This window comes from Enterovirga rhinocerotis (genome assembly GCF_004363955.1).
GTDB lineage: Bacteria > Pseudomonadota > Alphaproteobacteria > Rhizobiales > Beijerinckiaceae > Enterovirga > Enterovirga rhinocerotis.
In genome coordinates this window covers 37,908-59,637 of sequence record NZ_SNZR01000019.1, presented here as the reverse complement: position 1 = coordinate 59,637, position 21,730 = coordinate 37,908, and the positions used below count along the sequence as shown (strand labels likewise).

Sequence of the window (21,730 nt, the reverse complement as noted above, 5' to 3'; positions counted from 1 at the left end):
GGTGAAAACCTGACCAGGCGGGCTTTCGCGCGTCCAGGCACAGAAAAAACCCGTCAGCGGCCTCAACCTGACCGAAGCGCGCGCCAAACCGCCTCCGACGTGATCGGCATGTCGAGATGCGTGACGCCGAGGCAAGCGAGCGCATCGACGACGGCGTTGACGATCGTCTGCGGGGCCGCGATCGCGCCGGCCTGGCCGACGCCCTTGACGCCGAGCGGGTTCGACGCGCTCGGCACGCCCTGGAACACGATTTCGAGATCGGGAATGTCGGCAGCCCGCGGCAGCCGGTAATCCATGAACGAGCCGGCGATGAGCTGGCCCGAGGCCGGATCATACGCCGTGTGCTCGCAGATCGCCTGGCCGATCCCCTGCACGATGCCGCCCTGGAGCTGGCCCTCCGTCAGCAGCGGATTGACCAGCGTGCCGTAATCGTCGACCGCGCAATAGCGCGTCAGCGCGATCTCGCCCGTCTCCCGGTCGATCTCGACCTCCGCGACGTGGCAGCCGTTCGGGAAGGTGATGGCGTCGAGCGTGGTCTCGGCCTCGCCCGAGAGGCCCGGCGCCGGCCCGCCCCCCATCTGCTCCGGATCGGAGGCCGCCTCCGCGATCTCGCCGAGGGTCAGGCGGCGCGAATCCCGGCCCGTGGAAAAGGCCCCGTCCGCGAAGGCGAGGTCCTCGGGCGAGGCCTGAAGCAGGCGCGCGGCGATGGCCCGGGCCTTCGCGAGCAGATCGTCGAGGGCCGCGACGAGGGCGGCGCCGCCCTGATAGAGGGACCGCGCACCGCCATGGCCCTTGCCTTTGGCGACGGAGCGCGTGTCGCCCTGGACGAAGCGGAAGGCCTCCAGCGGGAGACCGAGGCGGTCGGCCGCGATCTGGGGAAAGGTCGTTTCGTGACCTTGCCCGTTCGACTGCGTGCCGATCGCGATGCTGACATCGCCGCCGGGTTCGAACCGAACCCGCGCCCATTCGCCCGGCGCGCCCCGCGCGGTCTCGAGGAAACAGGCGAGGCCGCGGCCGGCGAGACGGCCTCGCCGCGCGGCCTCCTCGCGCCGTGCCGGAAACCCAGCGGCGTCGGAGACGGTGGCCGCACGGTCGAGATTCGCGGCGAAGGCGCCCCGCTCGATCGCGATGCCGAGCCCGCTGACCGAGGGGAAGCTGGAGACGATGTTGCGCCGCCTGAGCTCGCATGGCGCGATCGCAAGCCGGCGCGCGGCGAGATCGACGAGCCGCTCGATGAGGTAGTTCGCCTCGGGCTTACCGGCGCCGCGATAGGCGTCGATGGGAACGGTGTTCGTGTAGATTCCCGTCACCGCGAGATGGACCGCCGGGATCGCGTAGACGCCGCCCATCGCGTTCGCGGCGGAGGTCGTCGGAATGGCCGGCCCGAGGGCCGAGAGATAGGCGCCCATATCGGCGAGGGTCTCGACCTCGAGCGCGAGAAAGCGCCCCTCCGCATCGAGGGCGAGGCTCGCCCGCGTGCGGTTGGCGCGGGCCTGGGCGGTGCTGAGGAAATCCTCGCTGCGGTCGGAGATCCAGCGGATCTCGCGGCGGAGATCGCGCGCGGCCAGGAGCAGCGGCACATATTCCGGGTAGGGGATGTTCTTCGGGCCGAAGCCGCCGCCGACATCGGGGGTGACGACGTGCAGGCGGTCGGGCGCGACCCGGAACACGTCGGCGCAGAGCTGGTCCCGGATGTCGTGGACGCTGGCCCCGCTGAGCGTGAGAAGGAGCCGGTCCTCGGCCGCGTCGTAACGCGCGATCGCGCCGCGCGGCTCGAGCGGCGCGGCGACGACCCGGTTGTTGTCGAGTTCGAGCGTGACGACATGGGCGGCCCGCGCGAGAGCCCCCGCGACGGCCGCGGCATCGCCCCGGCGATAGCGGAAGGCGACGTTGCCGGGCGCGTCCGGCCAGATCTGCTCCGCCCCCTCGGCTGCCGCATCCTCGATCAGGACGGCCGTGGGCAGGTCGTCATAGGAGACGTCGATCGCCTCGGCCGTGTCCCGCGCCGCCTCGAAGCTGTCGGCGACGACGAAGGCGACCGGTTCGCCGACATGCCGGACCCGTTCATGCGCCAGGGCGTGATGCGGCGGCACCCGGATCGGATCGACCGAGGGGATGCCGGCGGCGACGCAGGGCAGCGGCCCGATCCCCTCGGCCAGGAGATCGGCGGCGGTGTAGATGCGCACGACGCCGGGCATCGCGCTCGCCGCAGTGAGGTCGATCCCGAGGATGCGGGCATGGGCGAGGGGCGCGCGCAGGACGTGGCCGACAAGCTGCCCCTCGGCCGGGAGGTCGTCGATATAGGTCCCGGTCCCGGTCACGAAGCGGAGATCCTCGACGCGTCGGCGGGAGCGACCGCATTCCTTTGCGCGGGCGGCTGATGGCGTCATCGAGGGCGAGGTCTCCGTGTCATGATGGGCATCCGCGCCTCAGCATGACGAGGGAGCGAGCTTACGGCCAGCCTCTGGGAATGAAAGTCGCGGCTACTGGAGCTGCCGCACCAGCATGTTGATGGTCGACGGAGAGATGCGCCGGGCCATTTCGCGCTGAGCTGCGTCCCAGAACGGCGTCGCCTGCACGATCGCCTCCTCTCCGGCCTCCGTGAGGGTCGCGACGCGCTCGCGGTGATCGGCCTCGCCGACGGTGATGCGCACGAAGCCCTCGCGCTCCAGCGGGTCGAGATTGCGGCCCATGGTCGACCGGTCGAGCCCTGCCTCGGCGGCGAGGCGGGTCACGCTCAGGGGGCCAAGCCGGGCCAGCGTCCGCAGCACCGAGAATTGTGTGACGCGAAGCCCGGACGGCTTCATCGTCTCGTCATAGGCCGTCGTCACCATCCGCGTGAGACGGCGAAGCGTCGTGCAGGTACAGGGCGATTCGTCGGCCATATAGCGCATATACCCGTATTTCGGGCGCTTCTCAACCCTGCCGCGTATCGCGCGCTGTCCAAATTGCGTGCAGCTTCGATGCCGACCGACAATCCGGATGCGCGCCGGACCGGCAACGCCTAGACTCCGGCCATGGATCCGATCGACCCGGCCGGCGCGGCCACCATCGTCTTCACCGAGGACAGCCCGGCGAGTGCCGAGGCCCTGGCCTGCCGCGAGGCCTATTTCACCGAACTCGCCGAGCGGTTCGTCGAGGGCTTCGATCTCGCCCTCGCGAACGCCTCGCAGGACGACGATCTCGTCGCGCCGCAGGGCCGCTTCATCCTCGGCCGGCTGGATGGTCGCCCCGTCGCCTGCGGCGGCCTCCGAAGGCTCGCGGACGAGACGGGCGAGGTGAAGCGGATGTGGGTCTCGCCCTCCGTCCGGGGCCTTGGCATCGCCGGCCGGTTGTTGAGCGATCTCGAGAGGCGTGCCGCGCAGATGGGCTTTCGGACCCTGCGGCTCGATACGAACCGCGCTCTCGTCGAGGCGCAGGCCTTCTATCGCGGCCGGGGCTATCGCGAGATCGGCCGCTACAATGACAATCCCTATGCCCACCACTGGTTCGAGAAGACGCTGTAGCCGGCGGCTCTGGCGCCTCGCTTCGGAAGCGCGTCAGCCGTCGAACGGCGTCCCCATCGGCTTCAGCCGCACGCCCCGACGCAGGCGCCGGAAGGGATAGGTGGTCGGGTCCGCGCGGTAATAGCCCGGCGCCAGCGCCACGATCACCGCCTCGGCGAGCGGTTCGAACTCCGCCCGGAAATGGCAGGTGCTCTTGAGGGCGAGGATGGCCTCGTCCTTCGGCTCGATGCCGAGATGGCGGAACGGCTCCTGGTCGAGCGCCTGCATGCGCTTCGAGGTCACGGCGACCTTGATGCCGCCGATGCCGAGAAGAGCCATCGGCCCGAGATCGATCGCCCGGCCGCCGGACACGGCGCCCGAGGTCCGGAACCGCCCGTCGCCCAGCCGCAGCACGCGGAACGTGCCGTCGAGGGGGGAGACGCCCTCGGGCCCCGACCGCCCGCCGAGCGCGAGGGTCACCTCGGCGCCCTCTCCGGCGCCATGGGCCGCAGCCGCCGCCTCGGCATCGCAGAGGAAGCCGAGCGCCGCGCTCTCGACCTTTGCGTCGAGCAGGGCGCGGAGCACCCCCGTCGTGTCCGCGGTGCCGCCGCAGCCGGGATTGTCCTGCGTATCGGCGATCACCACCGGCCGGCTCGCGCCTGCGGCGAGCCGCATCGCTTCGGCGACGGCCTCTTCCGGCGAGATCATCCGCTCCGCGAACCGGCTCTCCTCGGCCTCGATCCGGGCCATCATCGCCTCGGCGGCCCGATCCGCCGCCTCCTGCGTCCAGGCGTGGGCGACGGCCGTCGGGCCGCACCCATGCAGGTCGGAGGGCGGGAATCCGGCGAGATAGGACAGGCTGAGGACGTCGCCCGCGCAGGTCGCCGTCTCGCCGACGACGCCCTTCGAGGGCTCGACCAGCGTGCATTGCCCGTTGAGCGGGATCAGGAACGGTGCCTTGCGGATCGCCCGGCCCCTGGGCCGGCCGCGCGCCAGCACCGCCTCCATCACGCGCGCCGCGCGCTCGCCCGTCTCGACCCGGTCGACATGCGGATAGGTCAGGTAGGCGAGGATGCCGTCGGTGAGTTCGGCCATCTCCGGCGTGACATTGGCGTGGTAGTCGAGGCTGATCACGATCGGCATGTCCGGACCGACCGCGTCGCGGAGGCGGCGCAGGAGCTCGCCTTCGCCGTCCTCGAAGCGCTCGGACACCATGGCGCCGTGGAGGTCGAGATAGACCGCGTCGACCGGCATCGCCTCCGACAGCCGTCCCACCAGCTCGGCCGCGATGCGCTCGAAGGCATCGGCGGTCACGGTGCCGCCGGCCCCGCCGCTCGTCCAGAGCAGCGGGACGAGCTCGTGCTCCGGCATCGCCGCCATGAAGCCCGCCATGGCGAAGCTCGTCCCGGTGAGCCAGGAGACGACGTCCCCGCCCCGCACCAGCGGCGGCCGGTCGCGGTGGCTGGCGAAATAGGCGAAGTCCGTCTTCGGCTCGACGAAGGAATTCGTCTCGTGCTGGAAACCGCCGATCGCGATCCGGGCCATGGGATTGCCTTTGCTCTGGCTGAGCCGTTTTCGGGCTTCGCAACTCACCCTCCCCTGGAGGGGGAGGGTCGGACCGGAGGTCCGGGGCGGGGTGGCACGGGGGCTCCGCCCCGAGACCGTCGATGATGACCAGCGGCGTGTTTCACCCCACCCCGCCGGCTTCGCCGTCGACCCTCCCCCTCCAGGGGAGGGTGGGCGTCGGGTCCGTCACATCCGCCGAAGCAGGAGGGAGCCGGCCTCCAGCACCTCGACCTCCCAGCCGGGGCGTACGAGGGTCGTCGCGTCGAGCTGCTGGATGATGGCGGGTCCCGGGAAGCGCGTGCCGGCGGCGAGGGCCGCCCGGTCGAAGACGGGCGCCTCCCGCTCTCCGTCGGCGAAGGCGATGCGGCTCGTCCCGACCGGCTCGGCGGCGCCGGAGGCGACGAGCTTCGGCTTGACCGGTGGCGGCAGGATGCCTTCGGCCTCGACCCGGAGCGTGACGAGCTTCACCGGCATGTCGAGCGTGAAGCCGTAGAGCGCCTGATGGGCGGCGGCGAAATCGCGCGCCGCGCCCGCCTTGTCGCCCGGCCATGGCACGGCCAGTTCGGAGCCCTGCCCCTCGTAGCGGATGAGGGCGACGCGCCGGGTCCGGCGATCCTCCGCGCGCACACCCTCCTGAGTGAACCAGTCGGCGGCCATCCCTTCGAGTACCGTGAACACGGCTTCGGTCCCGGCCTCGTCGTCCGGCCCCGCGAGGGTGCGGCCGAATTCCGACTTGCGGTCGGCCGCCAACAGTCCCTCGGCGCAGAGGACGCCCGGCGCCGGAGGCACGAGCACGCTGCCGATCCCGAGCATCTCGGCAAGGGCGCAGCCGTGGAGCGGCCCCGCGCCGCCGAAGGGGACGAGCGTGAAGTCGCGCGGGTCGTGGCCGCGCTCGACCGAGACGACGCGGATCGCGCCGACCATGGCGGAATCGGCGATGGCGAGGATGCCGCGCGCCGCCTCTGCGAGGGAGAGGCCGAGCGGCGTCGCGACGCCCCCCTGCACCACCGCGATCGCGCGGTCCCGGTCCAGATTCATGCGCCCGCCGAGGATGCTCGGGGGCAGGTGGCCGAGCGCCAGATGGGCGTCGGTCACGGTCGGCTCGCTGCCGCCATGGCCGTAGCAGGCCGGGCCCGGCCTCGCGCCCGCGCTATCGGGGCCGACCGCCAGCGCGCCGTCCCGGACGCGGGCGATCGACCCGCCGCCGGCCCCGATCGTGACCATGTTCACCATCGGCAGGGGCAGAGGCCATTCGCCGACGCGCCCGGCCTGGGTGAGGGCGATCCGCCCGCCCGCGATGAGGCAGATATCGGCGCTGGTGCCGCCGATATCGACGGTGATCAGGTCCTTGATCCCGGCTGCGGCGGCGACCTCGCGCGCGCCGACGACACCCGCCGCCGGCCCCGACAGGGCGGTGACGGCCGGCGCGCGCCGGATGGCCTCGACGCCCGCGACGCCGCCATTCGACTGCATGATCAGCGGCGGGGCCTCGATCCCCTCGCTACGCAGCCGGTCGGCGAGCCGCGTCACGTAGGTCGAAACGGCCGGCATCACCGTCGCGTTGAGGACCGTCGCGAGGCTGCGCTCGTACTCGCGCACGACCGGCAGCACCTCGATGGACGCCGTGACGGCGACGCCCGGCAGGGCCTCGCGCAGCATCTCGGCGACGCGCCGCTCGTGTTCGGGATGGGCGAAGCAATGGAGGAGGCAGATGGCGACGGCCTCGACCTCCGCGGCCCGGCAGGCCTCCGCGGCCGCGAGGACGCTTGCCTCGTCGAGCGGGACGAGAACCTCGCCGCCCGCCGCGACGCGCTCCTCGACCTCGAAGATGCGGGCCGGCGGCACGGGGCGGCGCGGCTTGATCCAGCTATAGAGGTTCGCGGCGCGGGGAATATCCGCGCGGCCGATCTCCAGCACGTGGCGGAACCCGGCCGTGGTGACGAGCGCGGTGCGCGCGCCCTTGTTCTCCAGGATCAGGTTCGTCGCGACGGTGGTGCCGTGCAGGACGCCCGTGACCTCGGCGGCCGAGGCGCCGGCGGCGTCGAGCACGAGACGCAGTCCGTTGACGAAACCGACCGAGGGGTCGGCCGGGGTCGAGGGCGTCTTGGCGTGCCAAGCCCGGTCGGCGCCGGGCTCCTGAAGGGTGACGTCGGTGAAGGTCCCGCCGATATCCACGGCGAGGGCGAGGGAGCGATCACGCGGCATGGGAGGCTCCCAGCAGGGCGGCCCGCAGCGTCGCGGTCGCGGCCTCGTCGACGCGCCCCTCGCGGATCGCGACCCCATAGCGGTCCCGCGCCGCCTCCCGTGAGACGAAGCCGTCGAGCACGTCCGCGAGGACCTGCGCGGCGGGGCGTTCGGCGGGTGGACCGTAGCCGCCTCCGCCTCCCGTCTCGAGCCTCAGCACGTCGCCGTGCCGCAGGAGATTGCCGTCCGAGAGCGGCCGCAGCACGCGTTCGTCCGCGCGGCCGGGATTGATCACCGCCCGTCCCGATCCGCCATGCAGGCCGCCGGCGATGCCCCAGGTCGGGTTCTTCACGCTGTCGATGCGCATCGACAGCATCGCCTCGTCGCCGAGGAATTCGTATTCCCGCACGAGCCCGCTGCCGCCGCGGAAGCGGCCGGCTCCGGCGCTGTCGCGGTTGAAGCCGTAGCTCTTCAGGTGGAACGGGTAGCCGAGTTCCAGGAACTCGACCGGATAATTCTCCTGGGCGACGAAATAGACCGCGTCGATGCCGTCCGCATCGGGCCGCGCGCCGTAGCCGACCCCGACCCCGTCCGAGAGGAGGAAGGGCTTACCGTGCGCCCGGCCCCGGAACATGATGATCACATAGGCCGAATGCGAGGCGGGCGCCCCGCCGCGTCCCTGGTTCACGAGGCCGTTCAGCGTCGCGAGCACGCGCATCATGGTGAGGCCGCGCATGCCGAGCGGCGCCGGAAAGCGCGGCTGCAGCAGCGAGCCGTCCCGCAGCTTCACCTCGTCGATGGCGCGGGGCCCGCCGGCATTGCAGACCTGGCTCGGATCGCCGCCGAGGAAGAAGAGCCCGAGCGCCATGCCGGGCACGTCGGGATTCATCAGGAAGTTCACCGGCCCCGGCGCCTGGTCGTCCGTGCGCGTCGTGTCGAGGATGAAGCGGTCGTCGGGCGTCCGCGTGAGGTCGAAGCGGATGTGGAACGGCCCGTTGCCGTGGCCGTCGGAATCGATCGCGTCCTCGAAGGAATGGGTGCCGACGGGGAAGGTCTCCTTCAGCCGCCTGCGCACCAGCGCCTCGGTGCGGGCGAGAAGCTGGGCCAGAGCATCCGCGACGATGTCCCCGCCGAAGCGCGTGAGGATCTCCTCCATGCGTCGGCGGCCGAGCTGGACGCTCGCCATCAGCGCGCGCGTGTCGCCGCGGTTCTGATCCGGATAGCGGGAGTTCCGGTAGAAGATCTCGAGCGCCGCCTCGTTCGTCGTGCCCGCATCGACGAGCTTCGTCGGCGGCACGATGATGCCCTCCTGGAAGATGTCGGCGGCGTCGGACGAGATCGAGCCGGGCCGCAGCCCGCCGATATCGGAGAAATGCGCCCAGCTCATCACGAAGGCGGAGAGCGTGCCGTCGTGGAAGATGGGGGCGAGGAAGACCTGGTCGTTCGAATGCGAGACCGCGCCGCGCGAGCCGTAGCAGTCGTTGTACCAGTAGACGTCGCCGTCCCGCATCGTCTCCAGCGGGAAGTGCTTCAGGACGGGTCCGGCGACGTCGCCGAAGATCGGCACGTTCGAGCCGACGGCCATCGCGCCGGTCGCGTCGAAGAGGGCCGTGTAGAAATCCTTCTTCTCGCGGATGAAGGCCGAGATCGCGGTCCGTTCGAGCAGGGCCTCCATCTCGGCCTGGGCCGCGCGGATGGCGCCCCGGATGATTTCGAGGGTCACGGGATCACAGGCGGCCAATGCATCGTCCTTGAGAGGCGGGAGTCGCGCGATTGTGCGAAGCGGGGCTTTCGCGCGTCAAGGCGCGTCTCTAGCAAGACCCATGCAACGAGGACATCGCTCGGACGAAGCTTCCGGGCCGCAACGCGGCTTCAGTAGGTCAGCACCCGCACGTCGTCGTCCATGATGGCCTGGATCATCGTGGCCGCGCCCATCAGGCCGCTGCATTCGGGGATGAGGTCCTCCGCCGAGGTGCCGGTGAGGCCGAGATTGGCCGGGCAGGCCCAAAGGCGCGCACCTTGGTCATGCGCCTCGCGCATCCAGTCGTAGACGGTCTTGGGATCGTCGGGATCGACCCGAAGCTCCGCCGCGACGCCCCGGCGCATCAGCCGGCCCGCGGCGGCGGTGCAGACGACGTCCACCTCGTAATCCATCGCGGCCGCGACGGCCGCATGGTAGAAGGGAACGCCCAGCTCCTCGGCGTGGCGCGGATCCGTATTCGCGAGGACGATGAGCAGCCGTCGGCTCATGCCACCTCCATCGGCCGGGCGTTCTCCAGCACGTAATCGTCGCGCCCGGCCTCTCGCGCCAGGATCTCGGCCGCGAGCGCGCGTTCGGCGGCGGTGAGGTCGCCGGGCTCGGGTGCGAGATCGAAGGCCTCCGCGAAGGCGCGGGCGAGATGCATCTCCAACCTCGCCGCGCCGATCCCTCCCCAAAGGGGAGGGCCGAGTCGCGCCCGGACTTGTTCCCGGGGCGAGCCGGGGTGGGGAGAACTCCGGCGGGGCGTCACCCCACCCCGGTCGGCTGGCGCCGACTCGCCCTCCCCTGCAGGGGAGGGATCCGGCGCGGACGGCGCCGCGCCTGCGGCTTCGGCCGCGAGGCTCGTCACGCGGTGCGTCGGATCGGGCGTCGGCTTTCCGGCTTCCGTCCGACGGCGCAGCAGCGCGAGGGGAGGGGCCTCGGCGAGGTCGAGGATCAGCGTCGCCTGGTGCAGGGCGGCGCGGCGGCCGAGGCGGCCGGCCGAGCCCGAGATCTTGCGTCCCCCGATCTCGACGCTGCCCGGCGTCGCGAGGATTGCGGGGAATCCGAGAGCCGTCAGTGCCGCCGTCAGCGCCTCTCCCGCCCGCCGCGTGATCTGGTGGATGTCGCGGCCCTGCGTGCCGAGGACGAGGTCGAAGGCGAGGATGCCCGGCCCCATGATCACGGCCCCGCCTCCCGTCACCCGGCGGGCGATCTCGACGCCTTCCGCCTCGCAGGCAGGAAGGTCGAGCTCGATGCCGGCATCCTGGTTGCGGCCGATGACGCAGGCCATCGGAAAACGATAGAACCGCAGCGTGTCGCAGCCGCCGTCGTCGATGCTGCGCAGAAGAGCCGCGCTGGTCGCGACGTTCCAGCGCGCCGGGCCGAGGCCGGTCCCGAGGATGCGGAGCCGTCCGCTCACTGCTTCGTCATCTCCTCGATCGTCATCCGCCGCCCGAAGCCGTCGAAGAAATGGCCCTCGTTGAGCACGAGCCGATCCTCGTCGAGGCGTCCCTCCAATTCGCGCAGGAGGAGGCGCGCGGTCGGGTTGTCGAGCGGTCGGCCGTTCCGGTCGCGCCGCGGGAAGAAGGCGGCGCCCTGCCAGTCGTGGCCCGCCCCGGCGAACATCACGACGAGGTCGCCCCAGGAGACCTCGGTCCCGATGATGTTGACATGGGTCGAGCAGAGCGGTGTCACCGTCGTCTCGCCGATCTCGACGAGAACGATCAGCGCCGTGAAGGAGCCGCCCTCCTCGAACTCGGCCGCGAGCCAGGCCTCGAACTGGGTGCCGCCGTCGCCCGGCCTCTCAGAAGTCGACAAGCGGCGTCTCCGGCATGACGTTCTCGAACAGGAGCCAGAAAGGCGTGCCCCTGGCGGAGAGATACCAGGATTCGAACGCCGCGAGGGCGGTGGCGGGGTCGGCCATAAACTCGTCGTCGCCGATCCCTCCCTGCAGGGGAGGGCCGAGTCGCCCCCGGACCTGTTCCGGGGGCGAACCGGGGTGGGGAAAACCGGGCTGCGGTGTCACCCCACCCCGGTCGGCTGGCGCCGACTCGCCCTCCCCTGAAGGGGAGGGATCACGGGCGGAGAACGCCGCCGCGCAGACGGGGGCGAAGCGGGACAGGATCTCGGTGCGGGCTTCGCTGTCCGAGGACCAGCCGAGCCGCGTGCGCAGGACCGCGAGCCCGTGCGCCACGGCGGCCTGCTCGTCCTCGGCGCCCGCGACCGCTTCCGCGACCGCCCGGACGAGATTGGCCCGGCGATAGGCGACGGCCCGCTCCTCGGCGAGGGCGGCGACGCGGCGGGCGAAATCGGCGCGGTAATCCTGCTCGGCCGTCTCGGCGGCGGCGGTCGCCCGGCCGAGTTCGTCGAGCCAGAGGGAGAGGCGGGTCACGCGGGACTCCGGTCGATTGGTGCAGGGTCGATTGGCGAAGGAGAGTGGGAGTCGAACCCACCAGAGACCGGCTCGCGGCCCCTCCCGGATTTGAAGTCCGGACGCCCCACCGGGGATGCTTCTCCTCCAGATGCCGCCGCGGCCGCCCGATCGGCGGCCGCGACGACGCGAAACAGGTCGAGGCGGTGCGGATTGACCCGCCTCAGATCGCCCCGGCGCAGGGTGACGCCGTGGCGGTCGAAGAAGTCGAGGATCTGGATCGCGACCTTGCGGCCGTTCTCGACCTGATCCCGGAACAGGGCGGCGCTGAACTCGCCCTTCTCTCCGTCGTGGCCCAGCCGCACGATGATGTCGACCATCTCGGAGACGGTGGCGCGGAGGAAGAAGTGGTCGTGTGCGACCTCGTCGACCCGGCCGAGGCGGCCGAGCGTCTTGAGGAGGCGGCGGATCTCGCCCTCGGGCTCGTCCTCCATCCCCGCGATGTCGCGCACGCGCGGCGGGCGGAACCGGACCTCGCCGCCGAGCAGCGGCGCGATCCGGGCCCAGCGATCCTCGTCCTGCGCCGAAAGCCGCACGGTATGGCCCGGCAGGCGCAGCCAGGCGCCCTCGATCACGACGCGCTCGTCCTGCGCGAGATGCGCGAGAAAGGCGCGGAAGGCGGGGGCCGGCAGACGGGGCTCGAGTGCGAGGCGGAGTCGTTCGAGCCCGATTCCCATCAGGTCGGGATGGGCGGCATGGAACTCCTCCAGCCGGGCGGCGATGGCGCGCTCCGTGCGCGCCTCCGTTTCGGGCAGGAGGACGACGCTTGCCTCGCCGATCGCGAGCCGGACCAGCGACAGGCGTTCGGCGATGTCCCGCACGGCCTCCGGCGCGAGGGCCCGGTCGCGGGCGAAGAGGCCGAGGTCGAGATGATGGGGCGGTGCCGCGAGGAGGGCCGCGAGGGCCTCCGCCGGCTCCCGGAGGGATGCGGCCTCGAGCTGGGCGATCCGCTCGGGGCTGCGGCGCTTGCGCAGGGGCGGGCGGAGATCGAGGAAGCTGCCGCCGCCGAGCGTCCGCTGGGCCGACGTATCCCGGAGCACGAAGCGGTCGCCGATCGCCGCCGCGATCGGGTGCTCCAGGACGAGCTGCACGAAGCCCTCCTCGCCGGGCCGGTGTGGTTCGGCGGAGAGCGGCACGAGCCGCGCCGCGACATCGGCCGCGGCGTGATGCAGGCGCACGGGCAGCCAGGTGGCGAGGGCTTTCCGCTCGCTCGGCAGGAGGCGGAAGCGCGCGTCGATCCGGGCCGTCGGCGCATGCAGGCGTGGGTCCGAGACGACGTCGCCGCGATGGACCGCGTCCCTGCCGATCCCGTCGCCGGCAAGGTTCAGCGCGCAGCGCTCGCCCGCATGGCCTTCCTCGGCGGTAACGTTCTGGGCGTGGATCGCGCGGATGCGGGCGGGCTTGCCGGAAGGGCCGATCACGACCCGATCCCCGACATGGACGCGCCCGGACAGGACCGTGCCGGTGACGACGGTGCCGGCGCCCGCGAGCGTGAAGCTGCGATCGACCGCGAGGCGGAACAGCCCGTCGCTGCGCCGTGCCGCATGGGCGCGCGCCGCGTCGAGCAGCGTCTCGCGCAGGAGGTCGATTCCGTCCCCGGTGCGGGCTGAGACGGGCAGAATGTCGATCCCGGCGAGCTGCGTGCCGGCGAGGGCGGCTCGGATCTCGCCTTCGACCTCGGCGAGGCGCGCCGGATCCGCGAGGTCCGATTTCGTCAGCGCGACGAGCCCGGCCTCGATCCCGAGGAGGTCGAGGATCGCGACATGCTCCCGCGTCTGCGGCATCGGTCCGTCATCGGCCGCGACGACGAGGAGGGCGAAATCGATGCCGCTCGCCCCGGCCACCATCGTGTGGACGAAGCGCTCGTGGCCCGGCACGTCGACGAAGCCGAGCCGTCCGCCGTCCGGCACGGGCAGATAGGCGAAGCCGAGATCGATGGTGATGCCGCGCGCCTTCTCCTCCTTCAGCCGGTCGGTCTCGACGCCCGTCAGAGCGCCGACGAGGGCCGTCTTGCCGTGATCGATATGGCCGGCCGTGCCGATGATCACGCCGCCTCCTCCCGAGCGGACGAGACGTCCGGCAAAGGCCCGGCCGCCTCCCGCTCCGCCCGCGCCTGCGCATCGGCATCGAGCGCGGCCCGCGCCGCGGGAAAGAAGGCCGCGCCGAGCGCGCTGCCGCCGGCCTGCGCCCGCAGCAGCCAGGCGAGGCCTCGTTCGGGATCGCGCGCGGCACCCGCGCCGAGGACCAAGGCGGCCCCGAGCATGGCCGCCCCGTCCGCATCGCCCCTCTCCGCACCGCGGCGCCACCAGCGAGCGGCCTCGGCCGGATCGCGCGGGGTGCCGAGCGCGTTGTGGTGCAGCATCCCGATCCGGGTCATCGACGAGGCGATGCCCGCGGCGGCCGCCTTCTCCGCCCAGAGCCGCGCCTCGACGGGGTCGGGCTCGGCCTCCTCGCCTTCGAGCAGCATCCAGCTCAGCATGTCCTGCGCGACCGCGTCGCCCTGTTCGGCGGCGGCGCGGTAGAGCGACAGGGCGCGCCGGAAATCCGGCTCGATCCCCTCGCCCTTGAACAGCAAGGCGGCGAGGTTCCGCTGCCCGATGGGGTCTCCCTGCGCTGCGGATAGCGTGAGCCAGCGCTCCGCCATGCCGGCGTCGCGTTCGACGCCGAGCCCCTCGGCGAAACAGGCGCCGATATTGTTCTGCGCGCGCGCATGGCCGGCCTTCGCCAGCGGATGCCACAACGCGAGCGCGGTCTCGTAATCGCCCGCCTCGGCCCGCTCGCGGGCGAGCGCCAGATCCATCTCGCCACGATCGGCCGGCGATGACGGCGCGTCGCGGCGCAGGAGACGCGCGAGCCAGGTCATGGCGAGGCCGTCTGATCGAGCCCGGCGAGGTTGCCGACGAAGCCCTTCTCGTCCTCGAGGCAGCGCAGGTCGAACCAGAGCGCCCCGTCCTCGATGCGCCCGATCACCGGGATGGGCAGCGCCCTGAAGGCCGCCGCGAGCCTCTCGAGGGAGCCGCGCTTCCCACCCTCCCCTGGAGGGGGAGGGTCGGAGGTGCGTGCGATCCGCAGGCCGATGCTCGGGAGCGTCGCGAGCGGCAGGGCGCCGGAGCCGATCTGGCTCGCGCAGGGGGCGATCGTGACCTCGAACCCCGCGCCCAGCGCCTCCTGAAGCCCTGGCCGGATGCGCTCCGCCAGGGCGGCGAGATCGGGGACGGCGCGCGTCAGGTGGTGCATCGTCGGCAGCCGGAGGGCGAGGGCGTCCGGGTTGCGGTAGAGGCGCAGCGTCGCCTCGATGGCGGCGAGGCGGATCTTGTCGACCCGCATGGCGCGCTTCATCGGGTTCCTGTTGATGCGCGCGATGAGGTCGCGCCGGCCGACGATGAAGCCGGCCTGGGGGCCGCCCAGCAGCTTGTCGCCCGAGAAGGTGACGAGATCGGCCCCTTCCGCGACCGCCTCCGCGACGGTGGGTTCGTGGTCGAGCCCGAAGCGGCGGAGGTCGACGAGCGTGCCCGAACCGAGATCGTTGACGAAGGGCACGGCGGCCTGGCGCGCGATCTCGGCGACGGCCGGCGCGGCGACCGAGGCCGTGAAACCCTGGATCAGGAAGTTCGAGGTGTGGACCTTGAGGAGGAGCCCCGTCTCAGGCCCGATCGCGCCCGCATAGTCGCGGGGATGGGTGCGGTTGGTGGTGCCGATCTCGACGAGGCGCGTTCCCGATTGCGCCATGATGTCGGGGAGGCGGAAGGCGCCGCCGATCTCGATCAGCTCGCCCCGCGAGACGATCGCCTCGCGATCCTTCGCGAGCGTGTTCAGCACGATCATCAGGGCGGCGGCGTTGTTGTTGACGAGGGTCGCATCCTCCGCGCCCGTCAATTCGCAGAGGAGGTCTCGCACGAGGGCGTCCCGTTCGCCCCGCCGGCCGGTGTCGAGATCGAATTCGAGCGCGACGGCGCCGCGCATGGCGAGGGTCGCCGCCTCGATCGCGGCCTCGGCGAGGAGCGCGCGCCCGAGATTGGTGTGCAGGATCGTGCCGGTCAGGTTGAAGACCGCCCGCACGTTCGGGCGGGCGGCGCGGTCGAGCCGGTCGAGCCGGTCGAGCGCGGCCCGGCCGACATCCCCGGCATTCGGCGCGGGGCGGCCCGCGCGAACCTCCTCGCGCGCTGTCGCCAGCATGGCGCGCGCGGCGGCCAGGGCGGATTGCCGGCCATGGGCGGCGATGGCCGCGATGCCGGCCTCCGAGGTCAGGACCTCGTCGACGGAGGGCAGGTCGCGAAGCGAGGGCGACGGCGCGCTGGACATCGTCAGCCATCCCCTGGAGGGCTATCGGATTCATACAGCTCGGCCGGGCCCACCCTCCCCACCGCAAGCGGGGGGAGGGTGGGCGGTGGGGGCGCCGAGAGGGTGGATGCCCGCGCGTTCATCAATAGCCCAGGAGGTAGGGATTGCGGCCGCTGCGGCGGAGGTCCTCGTCCTCGGCCAGGAGCCGGTCGAGCGCGAGGGTCGCGACGTCGTCGGCGACGGGATCGAGCGCGGGGTGCTTCGCCTGCTGCATCACCTTGAGATAGGTGCGGCATTCCGAGCAGCATTCGGCCTTCACGGCTCCCTCCGCGGCCTCGGGGTCGTCGAGTTCCTGATAGGAGATGCCTTTCGTCGAGCCGCAGGCCGTGCAGCGGATGCGGACGGCGTTCCAGAGCGTCCCGCAGAGGGAGCAGACGCAGAAGCGTGCCCCATGTGCGCCCTCCCAGCCCACGATCACCGACGAGACGGGCGCCGAGCCGCAGGCCGGACAGGCGCCTTCGCCGACCGGAACGAGCCAGGAGGCATCCACCGCGCTCGCGCAACGGGCGGCGTGGAGCGCGGTGCCGGCCGCGACGAAGACGTGCGGCGCGGCGTCATGGGCCGGGATCGAATCCCGGACGACGTTCTGCACCATCCAGGCGAGGGTCTCGTCATCCGCCGAAGCGATCGCCGAGAGCGCCTGCCGGCTTTCGGCCGGCATCTCGATCGCCGAGGCGCCGGCGAAGAAGCGCCGCAGCGTGTCGCGACAGGCCGGATCGTGCGGAAAGCGCTCGCGGTCGAGCGCCGGCATGCCGTGTGCGCGCGAGCGGGCCAGCGCCTCGGCGTCCGGCAGATCGGGCGGCGGCAGATCCTCCGCGAGCGCCGCCTGAACCTCCGTCAGGCCCGCGAGGAAGGTCAGATAGGCGCCGAGCCGATGGCCGGGTGCGAGATCCCGGAGGCGGGCAGACCTGTCGCGGAAGAGCGCGGACGGGTCGGGCGTCTTCGCGAAAGGCGGTGCGACGACCTCGCCGATCGGGACCGCATCGTGCCCGGGAGAGCCGAGCTGAGCCATGTTTCCTCCTCACGAACCGCACGGGTCACGTGGGACCGCAGACCGTGTCCTTCGAGCCGCGCCGAGGCGGGGCCAAGCTTCTCCCGCCGCCGACCTTCATTCCGCCGGCGTCGCCGGTGGGGTACGCTTCCGGCCCGAGACGAGGTCGCGGAGCCATTTGCGGTGATGCCGCCAGGCCCAGCCACCCGTGACGTAGCCCCGCGTCATCGCCTGGATCGTGCCCTGGACCCAGATCGCCGCATAGGCATGGACGATCCAGACCGTGATCATGCCGATGGCGAGGAGGGCATGGGCGAGGACCGCGACGCGCTTCTGCGGGATCGTGGTCCAGTCGTAGAAATACTGGTCCCAGATCACGAGACCGGTGAGGAAGAGGGCCGGCACGAGCAGCGCGAAGGACCAGAAGACCAGCTTCTGGCCCGCATTGTACTTGCCGACCTCGGGCAGGTTCTCCTCGCGGCCGCTGAGGACATCGCGGACCTTCGTCATCCAGACCCAGTCCGTCCGCTCCGGCAGGTTCGCCCAGGCGAAGCGCAGGAACATGAACAGCCAGGCGACGATCAGCACGCAGCCGAAGACCGGATGCAGCCAGCGCAAGGTCGGCCCGCCCCCGAAGAAGGTCGAGAGCCAGAACAGGCTGGGATGGAACAGCGCCATCCCGGACAGGGTCAGGAGGACGAAGCTGCCCGCGAGCGTCCAGTGATTGATCCGGGTCAGCGCCGAATAGCGCCGCACGGTCACGCGCGGTTCGGGCGTCTCCGGGGCCGGGCGGATCGCGTCGCTCATGGCGAGCGTCCTTCCGTCAGGCGCGCCGCCTCTTCCTCGTCATGCTCCGTGACCTTGTTCGGCCCGGCGACGAGATGGTGGACGAAGCCGAAGGCGGCCGCGAGCCCGATGACGGCGAAGCCGGCATATTTCGTGACGCCCTTCCAGGCCTCGACGATCGGGCTGATGCGCGGATTGTCGGGCAGCCCGGCATAGAGGGAGGGCTGGTCGGCATGATGCAGCACGTACATCACATGCGTTCCGCCGACACCCGGCGGATCGTAGAGGCCGGCCTTGTCGAAGCCGCGCGATTTCAGGTCCGCGATGCGCTTGTCGGCGTGGGCCTTCATCTGCTCCTTGGTGCCGAAGACGATGGCCTTGGTCGGGCATGCCTTGGCGCAGGCCGGCCCCTGGCCGACCGCGACCCGGTCGGAGCAGAGCGAGCACTTGTAGGCCTTGTGGGTGACGTTCGAGATGCGCGGGATGTTGAAGGGGCAGCCCTTCACGCAATAGCCGCAGCCGATGCACTTCTCGCGGTCGAAATCGACGATGCCGTTCGTGTATTGGACGATGGCGCCGGGCGACGGACAGGCCTTGAGACAGCCCGGATCGGCGCAATGCATGCAGCCGTCCTTGCGGATCAGCCATTCAAGGTTGTCCGTCTGCGGGTTCACCCATTCGGTGAACTTCATCAGCGTCCAGGTGTTCGGCGTCAGGTCGTGCGGGTTCTGATAGGTGCCCGTATTGACCCCGATCTCCTCCTTCAGGTTGTTCCATTCGAGGCAGGCCGACTGGCAGGCCTTGCAGCCGATGCATTTCGAGACGTCGATGAGCTTCGAGACCGCCTCGAGCTGCCGGCCGGGGGCCGGCACCGAGGAGGCCGACCGGCGCAGGAGGTCCTGCTCGCCGTAAGCCGGAGCTGTCGCTGCGACGGGAGGATTCACGGTGATGGTCATGGTCCCGCCCCTCCCTATGCCACGCCCGAAATGGGCTCGATGTCGACCAGGAACGCCTTGTATTCGGGCGTCTCGATATTGGCGTCACCCACATAGGGCGTGAGCGAATTCGGGCCGAAACCCTTCTTCGCGGCACCGATGAAGCCCCAATGCAGCGGGATGCCGACGATGTGGACGGGTTTGCCGTCGCAGATCAGCGGCCTGATGCGCTTGGTCACGACCGCCTTGGCCTTGATCGAGCCGCGTTTCGACCAGACCCGGACCCAGCCGCCCGGCCTGATGCCCTTCTCCTTGGCGAGCTCCTCGGAGATCTCCACGAAGAATTCGGGCTGCAGGACCGAGTTGATGTGGTTGTTCTTGGTCCAGTAGTGGAAGTGTTCGGTGAGCCGGTAGGAGGTCGCCGCATAGGGGAACTCCCGTGCCTCGCCGAACTGCTCCATGTCGCCCCGGAACACGCGCGCGACCGGGTTGCCCCGGATCCGGGGCGCGATCACGTTCGCGATCGGCGCCTCGAAGGGCTCGTAGTGAACCGGGAAGGGGCCGTCCCTCATCATCCCGCGGGAGAAGAGGCGCGACGTGCCCTCCGGGTTCATGATGAAGGGACCGACCTGATCGGGTTTCGCGGTCGGCGCGATGTCCGGAACGTCGTAGCCGGACCAGCGCGAGCCGTCCCATTCGATCAGCTTGCGGGTCGGATCCCAGGCCTTCCCGTTCATGTCGGCGGAGGCGCGGTTGTAGAGGATGCGGCGGTTGGCCGGCCAGGAGAACGTCCATTTCGGATAGGCGCCCGTGGCGTCCGGGTCCGAATTGTCCCGCCGGGCCATCATGTTGCCCGCCTCGGTGAAGCAGCCGGTATAGATCCAGCAGCCCGCGGCCGTGGTGCCGTCGTCCCGCAGGAGCGCGAACGCCGCGACCTGCTTGCCCTTTTCAAGCAGCACCTTCGCGGGGTCGGACGGATCGGCGACCGTCTCGACGACGTAGCCGTTCAGCTCCTTCGCGAGTTCGGCCGGATGCGGATCCTCCCTGTCCTTGTAGTTCCAGGTCAGATCGCGGATCGCATCCGGGAACTTGCCGCCCTCCTTCGCGTAGAGGGCCTTCAGCCGCAGATGGATCTGCGCCATGATCCAGACGTCGGTCTTGGCCTCGCCGGGAGGCGTCGCGCCCGGCCAGTGCCATTGCAGCCAGCGTCCGGAGTTGACGACCGCGCCCTCGTCTTCCGCGAAACAGGTCGTCGGAAGCTGGATGACTTCCGTCTGGATCGCCGTCGGATCGACCTCGTTGTGCTCGCCGTGGTTCTCCCAGAAGCGCGCAGTCTCGGTCTCGAGCGGGTCCATGGTCACGAGGAATTTCAGCTTCGCGAGGGCCGCCGTCAGCTTCGCCCTGTTGGGGAAGGCGAGCAGCGGGTTGAAGCCCTGGCAGAAATACCCCGTCATCTTGCCCTGGTGCATCAGTTCGAAGGCACGCAGGACGTCGTAGGCCGGGACGTCGAGCTTCGGCAGGTACTGGTAGGCGAAGTCGTTCTCCTTCGTCGCCGCCGGACCCCACATCGCCTTCTGGAACGAGACGAAGAACTTCCCGTAATTCTGCCAGAAGCTGGTCTGGTTGGGACGAAGAGGCTTGAAGCCGCGCGTCGACATATAGGTCGATCGGTCGACCTCCCGCTCCACCGGAAGGGTCATGTAGCCCGGGATCAGGTTCGACATGAGCCCGATATCGGTCAGCCCCTGGATGTTCGAGTGGCCGCGGAGCGCGTTCATGCCGCCGCCGCGGATGCCGATATTGCCGAGGATCAGCTGCAGCATCGCCATGCCGCGGATGTTCTGCGACCCCTTCGAGTGCTGCGTCCAGCCGAGCGCGTACATCGACGTCATCGCCTTCTGCGGCGAGGACGTCTCGGCGATCATCTCGCACACCTTCAGGTACTTGGCCTTGGGCGTGCCGCAGATGCGCTCGACCATTTCGGGCGTGTAGACCGCGATGTGCTCCTTCAGGAGGTTCCAGACGCAGCGCGGATCCTGGAGCGTCGGGTCGGTCTCGACGAAGCCGTCGGCGCCGATCTTGTACTCCCAGTCGGTGCGGTTGTAGTCGCGCTTCTGCTCGTCGTAGCCGACGAAGAGACCGTCGGAATACGCGAAACCGTCCTTCACGAGATAGCTCGCGTTGGTGAAGTTCTTGACGTACTCCCACTGGACCTTGTCGGTCTCGATGCAGTGCCTGATCACGCCGAGCAGGAACGCGATGTCCGTGCCCTGGCGGACGGGGGCATAGAAATCGGCGACCGCAGCCGACCGCGTGAAGCGCGGATCGACGACGATGAGCTTCGCGCCCCGGTTGGCCTTAGCCTCCGTGACCCACTTGAATCCGCACGGATGCGCCTCGGCGGCGTTCCCACCCATGATGACGACGAGGTCCGTGTTCCGAATGTCGGTCCACGAATTGGTCATCGCGCCACGGCCGAAAGTCGGGCCCAAACTGGACACCGTGGGGCCGTGTCAAACCCTCGCCTGATTGTCGAACACCACCATGCCCGCGCTGCGCACGACCTTGTAGGTCAGCCACGCGGTCTCGTTGGTCGTCGCCGAAGCGGCGAGGAAGCCCGTCGTCGTCCAGCGGTTCACCGTGACGCCGTCGTTGTTCTTCTCGACGAGGTTGCGGTCCCGGTCGTCCTTCATCAGGCGCGCGATGCGGTCGAGCGCGTAGTCCCAGGAGACCGTCTCGAACCGGTCGGAGCCCGGCTTCCTGACCTTGGGCTGCGTCAGGCGCGTCTCCGAATGGACGTAATCCAGCAGCGCCGCGCCCTTGGGGCAGAGCGTGCCGCGATTGGTCGGATGGTCGACGTCACCCTCGATATGGATGATCGTGGCCTTCTCGCCCTTCGCCAAGTCTCCCTTGGCGTAGGTGATGATGCCGCAGGCGACGGAACAATAGGTGCAGGTGTTTCGAGTCTCGGTGGTGCCGAGCAGCTTGTAGGCGCGGATCGAGGAGGCATGGGCCGCCTCGATGTCGCCGAAGCCGAGGGCTCCCATCGCCGTACCGGCGAGACCCGCACCCGCCCCGCGCATGAAAGCGCGCCGCGAGAGCTCCATGTTCATCGAACGGGCTCCTCCCAAGCGCCCCTCACGGGGGACGGCCACATCGCAAGACTCAAGCAGAGTACTTGCGAATGATTCTATGTCAAAAGGGCGGAGGACGGAAGATAGTTCCAAAGTATCGTTATGTCATCTTGAATATAACGAAGGGGCTTGTCCT

Annotated in this window: 16 protein-coding genes, 1 tRNA gene and 1 pseudogene; 1 reads left to right on the top strand and 17 read right to left on the bottom strand. The window is 70.5% G+C overall.

Features of this window, described 5'->3' with window-relative positions; genetic code table 11:
- Positions 1 to 62: 62 nt before the first annotated feature.
- Both EV668_RS24415 and EV668_RS24410 read right to left on the bottom strand, forming a co-directional pair.
- Positions 63 to 2,390, bottom strand: coding sequence for a xanthine dehydrogenase family protein molybdopterin-binding subunit (locus EV668_RS24415; RefSeq protein ID WP_133775184.1), 2,328 nt, complete (start codon positions 2,388 to 2,390; stop codon positions 63 to 65).
- Positions 2,391 to 2,483: 93 nt separating this feature from the next.
- Positions 2,484 to 2,894 (bottom strand): MarR family winged helix-turn-helix transcriptional regulator, encoded by a 411-nt coding sequence (locus EV668_RS24410; RefSeq protein ID WP_245513441.1) that lies wholly within the window; start codon positions 2,892 to 2,894, stop codon positions 2,484 to 2,486.
- Positions 2,895 to 3,017: 123 nt separating this feature from the next.
- Between EV668_RS24410 and EV668_RS24405 the strand changes: the two genes are divergently transcribed.
- Positions 3,018 to 3,506 carry a GNAT family N-acetyltransferase gene (locus tag EV668_RS24405; protein ID WP_133775182.1) on the top strand — a complete coding sequence of 163 codons (489 nt, stop codon included), beginning with the start codon at positions 3,018 to 3,020 and terminating at the stop codon, positions 3,504 to 3,506.
- Positions 3,507 to 3,539: 33 nt separating this feature from the next.
- Here EV668_RS24405 and EV668_RS24400 read toward each other — a convergent pair whose 3' ends face one another.
- The 15 genes and pseudogenes from EV668_RS24400 to fdnG all read right to left on the bottom strand — a co-directional run bounded on the left by EV668_RS24400 (position 3,540) and on the right by fdnG (position 21,573).
- Entirely contained in the window at positions 3,540 to 5,030 is a 1,491-nt protein-coding gene (locus EV668_RS24400; protein WP_133775180.1) for a M81 family metallopeptidase, read from the bottom strand.
- Between the two features lie 207 nt (positions 5,031 to 5,237).
- On the bottom strand, positions 5,238 to 7,256 hold the full coding sequence (locus EV668_RS24395) for a hydantoinase/oxoprolinase family protein (protein WP_133775178.1): 2,019 nt from the start codon (positions 7,254 to 7,256) through the stop codon (positions 5,238 to 5,240).
- Positions 7,246 to 8,976: a hydantoinase B/oxoprolinase family protein gene (locus tag EV668_RS24390; protein WP_245513440.1), complete on the bottom strand. Its 1,731-nt coding sequence runs from the start codon at positions 8,974 to 8,976 to the stop codon at positions 7,246 to 7,248. Before EV668_RS24390 ends, EV668_RS24395 begins: the two co-directional genes overlap by 11 nt.
- Positions 8,977 to 9,107: 131 nt before the next feature.
- Positions 9,108 to 9,485 carry a DsrE family protein gene (locus tag EV668_RS24385; protein WP_133775175.1) on the bottom strand — a complete coding sequence of 126 codons (378 nt, stop codon included), beginning with the start codon at positions 9,483 to 9,485 and terminating at the stop codon, positions 9,108 to 9,110.
- Entirely contained in the window at positions 9,482 to 10,396 is a 915-nt protein-coding gene (locus tag EV668_RS24380) for a lipoate--protein ligase family protein (RefSeq protein WP_133775173.1), read from the bottom strand. Before EV668_RS24380 ends, EV668_RS24385 begins: the two co-directional genes overlap by 4 nt.
- Positions 10,393 to 10,794 carry a hypothetical protein gene (locus tag EV668_RS24375; RefSeq protein ID WP_133775171.1) on the bottom strand — a complete coding sequence of 134 codons (402 nt, stop codon included), beginning with the start codon at positions 10,792 to 10,794 and terminating at the stop codon, positions 10,393 to 10,395. The genes EV668_RS24380 and EV668_RS24375 overlap by 4 nt, the downstream gene beginning before the upstream one ends.
- Positions 10,781 to 11,368, bottom strand: coding sequence for a hypothetical protein (locus EV668_RS24370; RefSeq protein ID WP_133775169.1), 588 nt, complete (start codon positions 11,366 to 11,368; stop codon positions 10,781 to 10,783). Before EV668_RS24370 ends, EV668_RS24375 begins: the two co-directional genes overlap by 14 nt.
- A gap of 32 nt (positions 11,369 to 11,400) precedes the next feature.
- Positions 11,401 to 11,496, bottom strand: a tRNA-Sec gene (locus EV668_RS24975).
- Between the two features lie 129 nt (positions 11,497 to 11,625).
- A pseudogene (selB, locus tag EV668_RS24365) lies at positions 11,626 to 13,455 on the bottom strand (selenocysteine-specific translation elongation factor); the annotation flags it as partial.
- Positions 13,452 to 14,270, bottom strand: a complete 819-nt coding sequence (locus EV668_RS24360; RefSeq protein WP_133775165.1) for a tetratricopeptide repeat protein — start codon at positions 14,268 to 14,270, stop codon at positions 13,452 to 13,454. The gene EV668_RS24360 and the pseudogene selB, both read right to left, overlap by 4 nt.
- A complete protein-coding gene (selA, locus tag EV668_RS24355) occupies positions 14,267 to 15,709 on the bottom strand; it encodes an L-seryl-tRNA(Sec) selenium transferase (protein ID WP_133775163.1) in 1,443 nt (480 codons plus the stop codon). Before selA ends, EV668_RS24360 begins: the two co-directional genes overlap by 4 nt.
- 121 nt (positions 15,710 to 15,830) lie before the next feature.
- Positions 15,831 to 16,760: a formate dehydrogenase accessory protein FdhE gene (fdhE, locus tag EV668_RS24350; RefSeq protein WP_133775161.1), complete on the bottom strand. Its 930-nt coding sequence runs from the start codon at positions 16,758 to 16,760 to the stop codon at positions 15,831 to 15,833.
- Positions 16,761 to 16,856: 96 nt separating this feature from the next.
- The gene (locus tag EV668_RS24345) at positions 16,857 to 17,546 is read right to left on the bottom strand and encodes a formate dehydrogenase subunit gamma (RefSeq protein WP_133775158.1); all 690 of its coding nucleotides are present in this window, start codon (positions 17,544 to 17,546) and stop codon (positions 16,857 to 16,859) included.
- Complete coding sequence (fdxH, locus tag EV668_RS24340; protein WP_133775156.1) at positions 17,543 to 18,481, bottom strand: formate dehydrogenase subunit beta; 939 nt, start codon at positions 18,479 to 18,481, stop codon at positions 17,543 to 17,545. The genes EV668_RS24345 and fdxH overlap by 4 nt, the downstream gene beginning before the upstream one ends.
- Before the next feature lie 14 nt (positions 18,482 to 18,495).
- A complete protein-coding gene (fdnG, locus tag EV668_RS24335; RefSeq protein ID WP_166652628.1) occupies positions 18,496 to 21,573 on the bottom strand; it encodes a formate dehydrogenase-N subunit alpha in 3,078 nt (1,025 codons plus the stop codon).
- Positions 21,574 to 21,730: the final 157 nt, after the last annotated feature.

What these genes read in the sequence shown, in the direction of transcription:
- EV668_RS24415 (WP_133775184.1), bottom strand. Translation starts at nt 2,390, where the DNA reads ATGACGCCATCAGCCGCCCGCGCAAAGGAATGCGGTCGCTCCCGCCGA.
- EV668_RS24410 (WP_245513441.1), bottom strand. Translation starts at nt 2,894, where the DNA reads ATGCGCTATATGGCCGACGAATCGCCCTGTACCTGCACGACGCTTCGC.
- EV668_RS24405 (WP_133775182.1), top strand. Translation starts at nt 3,018, where the DNA reads ATGGATCCGATCGACCCGGCCGGCGCGGCCACCATCGTCTTCACCGAG.
- EV668_RS24400 (WP_133775180.1), bottom strand. Translation starts at nt 5,030, where the DNA reads ATGGCCCGGATCGCGATCGGCGGTTTCCAGCACGAGACGAATTCCTTC.
- EV668_RS24395 (WP_133775178.1), bottom strand. Translation starts at nt 7,256, where the DNA reads ATGCCGCGTGATCGCTCCCTCGCCCTCGCCGTGGATATCGGCGGGACC.
- EV668_RS24385 (WP_133775175.1), bottom strand. Translation starts at nt 9,485, where the DNA reads ATGAGCCGACGGCTGCTCATCGTCCTCGCGAATACGGATCCGCGCCAC.
- EV668_RS24360 (WP_133775165.1), bottom strand. Translation starts at nt 14,270, where the DNA reads ATGACCTGGCTCGCGCGTCTCCTGCGCCGCGACGCGCCGTCATCGCCG.
- selA (WP_133775163.1), bottom strand. Translation starts at nt 15,709, where the DNA reads ATGTCCAGCGCGCCGTCGCCCTCGCTTCGCGACCTGCCCTCCGTCGAC.
- fdhE (WP_133775161.1), bottom strand. Translation starts at nt 16,760, where the DNA reads ATGGCTCAGCTCGGCTCTCCCGGGCACGATGCGGTCCCGATCGGCGAG.
- EV668_RS24345 (WP_133775158.1), bottom strand. Translation starts at nt 17,546, where the DNA reads ATGAGCGACGCGATCCGCCCGGCCCCGGAGACGCCCGAACCGCGCGTG.
- fdxH (WP_133775156.1), bottom strand. Translation starts at nt 18,481, where the DNA reads ATGACCATCACCGTGAATCCTCCCGTCGCAGCGACAGCTCCGGCTTAC.